Below are 6,120 nucleotides of genomic sequence, written 5' to 3' on the forward strand. Positions count from 1 at the left end.
GCTCAGCCGCGGGCCCGCTGGGTGACGGCGATGCACACGAGGACCGCCACCGCGGTCAGCGGCGCCGCTGCCGTCAGGTCCTCGCCGAGCAGGAACACCGACCAGACCAGAGTGAGCAGGGGCTGGGCGAGCTGGAGCTGGCTGGCCTTCGGGATGCCGATGACGGCCATGCCGCGGTACCAGACGAGCAGGCCGAGGAACTGCGAGCCGATCGCCGAGTAGAGCAGGCCCGCCGTGCTGTGCGGCGTCAGCTCGAAGGACTCGTGCGCCAGGGCGACGGCCGTCCAGGCGACGGTCAGCGGCAGGCAGAACACCAGGGCCCAGCCGATGACCTGCCAGCCCGGCAGCACCCGGGCGAGCCGGCCGCCCTCGGTGTAACCGGCGGCACACACCAGGAGCGCCCCGAACAGATAGACATCGGCGGTGGAGAGGGCGCCGCCACTCTGCTGCACCGTGAACCCGAGGACCGCCACCGCGCCCGTGACCGCCGCCGTCCAGAAGGTGCGGGAGGGGCGGGCGCCGGTGCGCAGCGCCGAGAACGCGGCGGTCGTCAGGGGCAGCAGGCCCACGACCACCGCCGCGTGCGCGGTGCTCGACGTCTGTAGGGCCAGTGACGTGAGCAGCGGGAACCCGAGCACGACACCGCACGCGACGACCGCGAGTCCGCCCCAGTGGGCCCGTGGCGGCACCGGTACGCGCAGCGCGAGCAGACAGCCACCGGCGATCAGCGCGCTCAGCACGCAGCGCAGCCCGACCAGGGACCAGGGCCCGATGCCTTCGAGGCCCCAGGCGGTGGCCGGGAACGTGAGGGAGAAGGCGACGACGCCGAGCGCGGCCTGGACGGTGCCCGCGCGGCGGCGGTCGACGGGCGGCGCGGGGGCGGCGGAGGGGGTGGCCGTCCGCGGGGGCGTGGCCGCTTGCTCGGGCGGTGCCGCTTGCGTGGGCGGGGTCGCCGTGGTCGCCGTCGTGGTCGGGACCGTTATCCCTCGGGAGGCAGTAGCGCTATCCTGTGCTTTCATGCATGAGCGTAGCAGTGTGGGCGAGTTGACGCGGAAGTTGCGGGGCGAGCTGGACCGCTACTCTCCCGGTGGAAAGCTGCCGTCCAGTCGGGCTCTGGTCGAGCGGTTCCGGGTGAGCCCGGTGACCGTGTCGCGTGCGCTAGCGCAGCTCGCCGCGGAGGGGCTCGTCGTCACCCGGCCGGGCGCCGGGGCCTTCCGGGCGCGCCCGCCGGGAGCGGGCGCCGCGGCCGCGGGGGACACCTCCTGGCAGGAGGTGACACTCAGCGCGGACGCCGCCACGGAGGTCGCGCCCCGGTCCGTCGACGCCGCCGGGGTCCTCGCCACGCTCGCCGCGCCGCCGCCCGGCGTCGTGGAGTTCAGCGGCGGCTATCTGCACTCCTCGCTGCAGCCCGAGCGCGCGATGGCCGCGGCCCTCGCCCGCGCGGGCCGCCGCCCCGGCGTCTGGGACCGGCCACCGGCCGAAGGGCTGCCGGAGCTGCGGGAGTGGTTCGCACGCGGCATCGGCGGCGCGATCACCGCCGCGGAGATCCTGATCACCGCGGGCGGCCAGAGCGCCCTGACGACGACCCTGCGCGCCCTCGCCCCGCCCGGCGCGCCCGTCCTGCTCGAATCGCCCACCTACCCGGGCCTCCTCGCGATCGCGCGGGCGGCGGGGCTGCGGCCGGTGCCGGTGCCCGTGGACACCGACGGGGTGCGCCCCGACCTGCTCGCCGCCGCGTTCCGGGCCACCGGCGCGCGGGTGTTCGTCTGTCAGCCGCTGTTCCAGAACCCCACCGGCGCGGTGCTGTCCGCCGAGCGCCGCCCCGAGGTCCTGCGGATCGCCCGCGAGGCGGGCGCGTTCGTGGTCGAGGACGACTTCGTACGCCGTCTGGTGCACGATGACGCGGGGCCGCTGCCCCGGCCGCTCGCCTCGGACGACGCCGACGGGGTCGTCGTCCACGTCTGCTCACTGACCAAGGCGACGTCACCGAGCTTCCGCGTGAGCGCCCTCGCCGCCCGCGGGCCCGTCCTGGAGCGGCTGCGCGCCATCCAGGTCGTCGATCACTTCTTCGTGCCGAGGCCGCTCCAGGAGGCCGCGCTCGAACTCGTCGGCTCCCCGGCCTGGCCGCGCCATCTGCGCACCGTGGCGGTCGAGCTGCGGGACCGCAGGGACGCGATGTCGGCGGCGCTGCGGCTGCGGCTGCCCGAGCTGGCGCTGCCGCACGTCCCGGTCGGCGGCTACCACCTGTGGCTGCGGCTGCCGGACGGCACCGACGAACCCGCCCTGGCCGCCGCCGCGTTGCGCGCCGGTGTGGCGGTGGCGCCGGGCCGCCCCTACTTCGCGGCGGAACCGCCCGCGGGGCACCTCAGGGTCAGCTTCGCGGCGCTCGCAGGACCCGGCGAGATCACCGAGGGCGTCCGCAGGCTGCGCGCGGCGTGCGACGAGGTGCTCGGGTGACGTCCTTGTACGACGCCTTGTACGGCCCTTCGTACGACGCCTCGTACGACGCCCTTGTGCGACCATCTCGTGTGGCGCCCTCGTGTGCCGCGGGGGCCGTGCGGCAACCCGCGAAAGACACTCGACGCCGGGCGGCGGTCCCTGCGAGTCTCGCGTCATGACCAACGAGTACGAAGCCCCTGACGGAAAAGCCTTCCCCTTCCCCGACGGGTACGAGCTGTCCACCGACCCCGCCCGCCTCGACCTCTGCCGCATCCACCAGTGGCTCTCCGAGGACGCGTACTGGGCCATGGGCAGGACGCGGGGCAAGCAGGACGCGGCCGTGGCCGGATCGCTCAACTTCGGCGTGTACGAGGAGGCGTCGGGCGTCCAGGTCGGCTACGCCCGCGTGGTGACCGACCACGCCACGTTCGCCTTCCTCTGCGACGTCTACATCGACCGTTCGGTGCGCGGCAAGGGCATCGGCACCGCCCTCGCCGCCGGGGTGCGCGACCACCTCGCCCCGTACGGGCTGCGCAGGGTGCTGCTCGCGACGGGGGACGCGCACGCGGTGTACGAGAAGGTGGGCTTCGTCGGCCTCGACCACCCCGAGCACTGGATGCTGCTCGGCGAGCAGTGACCCGGCGCGGGCGCGGTCACGGCAGGCGCGTGCAGTCGGTCGTCAGGAGCAGGTCCTTGGCGGGGCCCGCCACCCGCCACCGGGTGCGCCAGTGGTCCGCGTCGTACACCTCGAAGGTGCCGCGGTACAGGTCCCGCGCGCACGGGTGGTCGGCGGTGTGCCGGCCCGAGCGCAGGTCGAGGTCGTGGAAGAAGCGCCCGTCGGCGAAGTGCACGGCCACCGTGCCCGCCCGTCCGCCCGGCAGGAACCGGAGGGTGCGCTCGGCGGGCCGGGCCACGCCGTGCCAGGTGAACGTGCCGGACTCGTGGTGCAGCAGGCCCGCGCCCGCCGCGTCCCGGACCGGTCCCGTGCCGTCGAGCGGGGTGAAGCGGGTCGTCCCGCTGAAGTGCCCCTCGACGGGACCGGCCGCCGCGCCGCCCGCCGCCGCGCCCGCGAAGTCCCGTACCGTCCGCTCCACCCGCCAGTCGCCGAGCAGGAACGCGAGCACGTCCGGCACCGCGTGCACGGGTCCGGTCGGCTCGGTCGCGGCGCCGGCGCGCCCATCGGGAAGGGACATGCCCGCAGGCTACTCGGCGGGTGACGGGTGACGGGCAGCGGGCGGCGGGCGGCGGGCGCCTGCGCTGGGCGACGGGCGGTGGAGTGGGCGTTCCTACTTGTCCACCACCGCGAGGCTGTTCTCGTCGTAGCGGTTCCCGGCGACGCTCCCCGCGGGCGCCACCGCGTCGATCGCGGCGAGCTCGTCGGCGGACAGCTCCAGCGTGGCCGCCGCCAGGTTCTCCTCCAGGTAGGCCTGGCGGCGCGTGCCCGGGATCGGCACGACGTCGTCGCCGCGGTGCTGCACCCAGGCGAGCGCGAGCTGGCCCGCCGTGACGCCCCGCCGCGCGGCCAGGCCTTCGAGGGCCTCGACGATGGCGAGGTTCCGCTCCAGGTTGCCGTCGGCGAACCGCGGCTGGCCGCGCCGCATGTCGCCCGCCTCCAGATCGTCCACCGAGGTGAGACGGCCGGTCAGGAAGCCGCGGCCGAGGGGCGAGAACGGCACGATGCCGATGCCGAGCTCCCGGCAGACCGGCACGATCCCGTCCTCCAGGTCCCGCGTCCACAGCGACCACTCGCTCTGCAGCGCCGCGATGGGGTGCACGGCGTGGGCCCGCCGGATCGTGCGCGCGCTCGCCTCGGACAGACCGAGGTGCCGCACCTTCCCGGCGGCGACCAGGTCGACCATCGCGCCGACCGTCTCCTCGACCGGCACCCGCGGGTCGACGCGGTGCAGGTAGTACAGGTCGATGTGGTCGACGCCGAGCCGGCGCAGCGAGGCGTCGCAGGCCTCGCGCACGTACGCGGCGTCGCCGCGCAGCGCCACCGGCTCGCCGAGGCGGTTGGCGAAGCCGAACTTCGTGGCGAGGACGGCCTGTTCGCGGCGGCGCCCGGCGAGGGCCCGGCCGAGCAGCCGCTCGTTGTGGCCGCCGCCGTAGTAGTCGGAGGTGTCGAGGAGGGTGACGCCGAGGTCGAGCGCGCGGTGGACGGTGGCGATCGACCGGTCGTCGTCCGACGAGCCGTAGGCGTCGCTCATGCCCATGCAGCCGAGTCCCTGGGCGGAGACCGTCAGGGCGCCGAGGGCGCGCGTGGGTGTGCCGTTCATGGTCCTGCCTCCCGGTGGTGCGGTGATGTCCTGCGTGCCCAGGGGTGCGTGCCCCCCGGAGCCCGTGACCCTAGGAGTTGGAGTGCGCTCCAGCGCAAGCGCGTTTCGGCCGCCGGGGCCCGGCGGCGTACGAGCCCCAGCGGGGCACCGGGGCGGTCGACTGGAGGACCAGCCGGCTACGCGAAGGCGTCGAGACCGGTGAGGTCGGCGGACAGTTCCCAGAGCCTGGCCGCCGCCTCCGGGTCCACCGCCCAGGGTTTGACGCCGCCGACCAGCATGTCGTCCGTGGTGGCGGGCCCGGCCACGGCGCAGTCCTGGCAGTACGCGCCGCCGTGCGCCTCCAGGAGGGGTGAGGTCGCCACCCACACGGCGGTCGCCGCGCCCTGCGCGGGCGTCTTGAAGCCGTCGGCGGGCCTGCCGTCGGCGTCCATCCAGCCCTGCGCGATCTGCTCCTCGCGCGGGACGTGGCGCTGGAGCGGGGTGAGGATGCTGCCCGGGTGCACGGCGAAGGCGCGCGGGCCGCGGTCCCCCGCGAGAGCGTCCAGGTGCAGGGCGAACAGGGCGTTCGCCGTCTTCGACTGGGCGTAGGCGAGCCACCGGTCGTAGGGGTCCCGCCGGAAGTGCGGGTCGTCCCAGCGGATGCCGGAGAGGAAGTGGCCCGACGAGGCCACCGACACGACGCGGGCGCGGCCCGGGGTCAGGGCCGGGGCGAGCCGGTTGACGAGCGCGTAGTGGCCGAGGTGGTTCACCGCGAAGTGCGCCTCCCACCCCGGGCCCACGCGTGTCTCCGGGCAGGCCATGATCCCGGCGTTGTTGACGAGGAGGTCGACGCCGCGCCCGGCCGCGAGCAGGGCGTCGGCGAACGCGCGGATGCTGTCGGCGTCCGCGAGGTCGAGCGCGGCGACCTCGGTGCCGGGGAGGTCGCGCAGGGCCTCCCGCGCCGTCTCCGGCCGTCGCGCGGGGACGATCACCCGGGCTCCGGCGCGGGCCAGGGCCCTGGTCGCCTCCAGGCCGAGGCCGGAGTAGCCGCCGGTGATCACGGCGGTCCTGCCGGTGAGGTCGACGCCGCGCAGTACGTCGTGGGCGGTGGCGGCAGCGGTGAAGGGGGTCCTTGAGCCGGTGGCACCCGTGCTGGTGGTCCTTGTGCTGGTCATGGGCAAGGACGCTAGAACCTGGAGCGCGCTCTAGATCAAGCTCGGGAGCGTGTGGGAGCACATGGAGCCACAGGGCGGCCACGCCGGGACGGCGGCGCCCACGACCGTGCGGTCGAGGACCGGGTCGCGGAGCCCCGGGAGGGCCGTCGTGCCGCCCGCGCCGGGCCGTCGTGCCGCCCGCGCCGGGCCGTCGTGCCGCCCGCGCCGGGCCGTCGTGCCGCCCGCGCCGGGCCGTCGTGCCGCCCGCGCCG

At 75.6% G+C, this 6,120-nt stretch carries 7 protein-coding genes; 2 read left to right on the top strand and 5 right to left on the bottom strand.

The features are described 5' to 3' along the window. Nucleotides 1-2: 2 nt before the first annotated feature. Complete coding sequence (locus GPA10_RS37005) at nt 3-1,019, bottom strand: DMT family transporter (protein WP_157169206.1); 1,017 nt, start codon at nt 1,017-1,019, stop codon at nt 3-5. Between GPA10_RS37005 and GPA10_RS37010 the strand changes: the two genes are divergently transcribed. Both GPA10_RS37010 and GPA10_RS37015 read left to right on the top strand, forming a co-directional pair. Beyond that, the gene (locus GPA10_RS37010; protein ID WP_157169207.1) at nt 1,018-2,457 is read left to right on the top strand and encodes an aminotransferase-like domain-containing protein; all 1,440 of its coding nucleotides are present in this window, start codon (nt 1,018-1,020) and stop codon (nt 2,455-2,457) included. The genes GPA10_RS37005 and GPA10_RS37010 overlap by 2 nt on opposite strands. Nucleotides 2,458-2,614: 157 nt before the next feature. Further along, nucleotides 2,615-3,076: a GNAT family N-acetyltransferase gene (locus GPA10_RS37015; protein ID WP_058851811.1), complete on the top strand. Its 462-nt coding sequence runs from the start codon at nt 2,615-2,617 to the stop codon at nt 3,074-3,076. Between the two features lie 16 nt (nt 3,077-3,092). Here the strand turns inward: GPA10_RS37015 and GPA10_RS37020 are convergent, their stop codons facing one another. The 4 genes from GPA10_RS37020 to GPA10_RS37035 form a co-directional block, all read right to left on the bottom strand. Beyond that, a complete protein-coding gene (locus GPA10_RS37020) occupies nt 3,093-3,632 on the bottom strand; it encodes a DUF6314 family protein (protein WP_157169208.1) in 540 nt (179 codons plus the stop codon). Nucleotides 3,633-3,725: 93 nt separating this feature from the next. Next, nucleotides 3,726-4,715, bottom strand: a complete 990-nt coding sequence (locus GPA10_RS37025) for an aldo/keto reductase (protein WP_157169209.1) — start codon at nt 4,713-4,715, stop codon at nt 3,726-3,728. Nucleotides 4,716-4,891: 176 nt separating this feature from the next. Then, nucleotides 4,892-5,869 carry an SDR family NAD(P)-dependent oxidoreductase gene (locus GPA10_RS37030; RefSeq protein ID WP_157169210.1) on the bottom strand — a complete coding sequence of 326 codons (978 nt, stop codon included), beginning with the start codon at nt 5,867-5,869 and terminating at the stop codon, nt 4,892-4,894. Nucleotides 5,870-5,899: 30 nt separating this feature from the next. Next, nucleotides 5,900-6,120 (bottom strand): hypothetical protein (locus tag GPA10_RS37035; protein ID WP_157169211.1); only part of this gene is annotated, 221 nt, incomplete at its 5' end.

Source organism: Streptomyces typhae (genome assembly GCF_009755605.1).
Taxonomy (GTDB): domain Bacteria; phylum Actinomycetota; class Actinomycetes; order Streptomycetales; family Streptomycetaceae; genus Streptomyces; species Streptomyces typhae.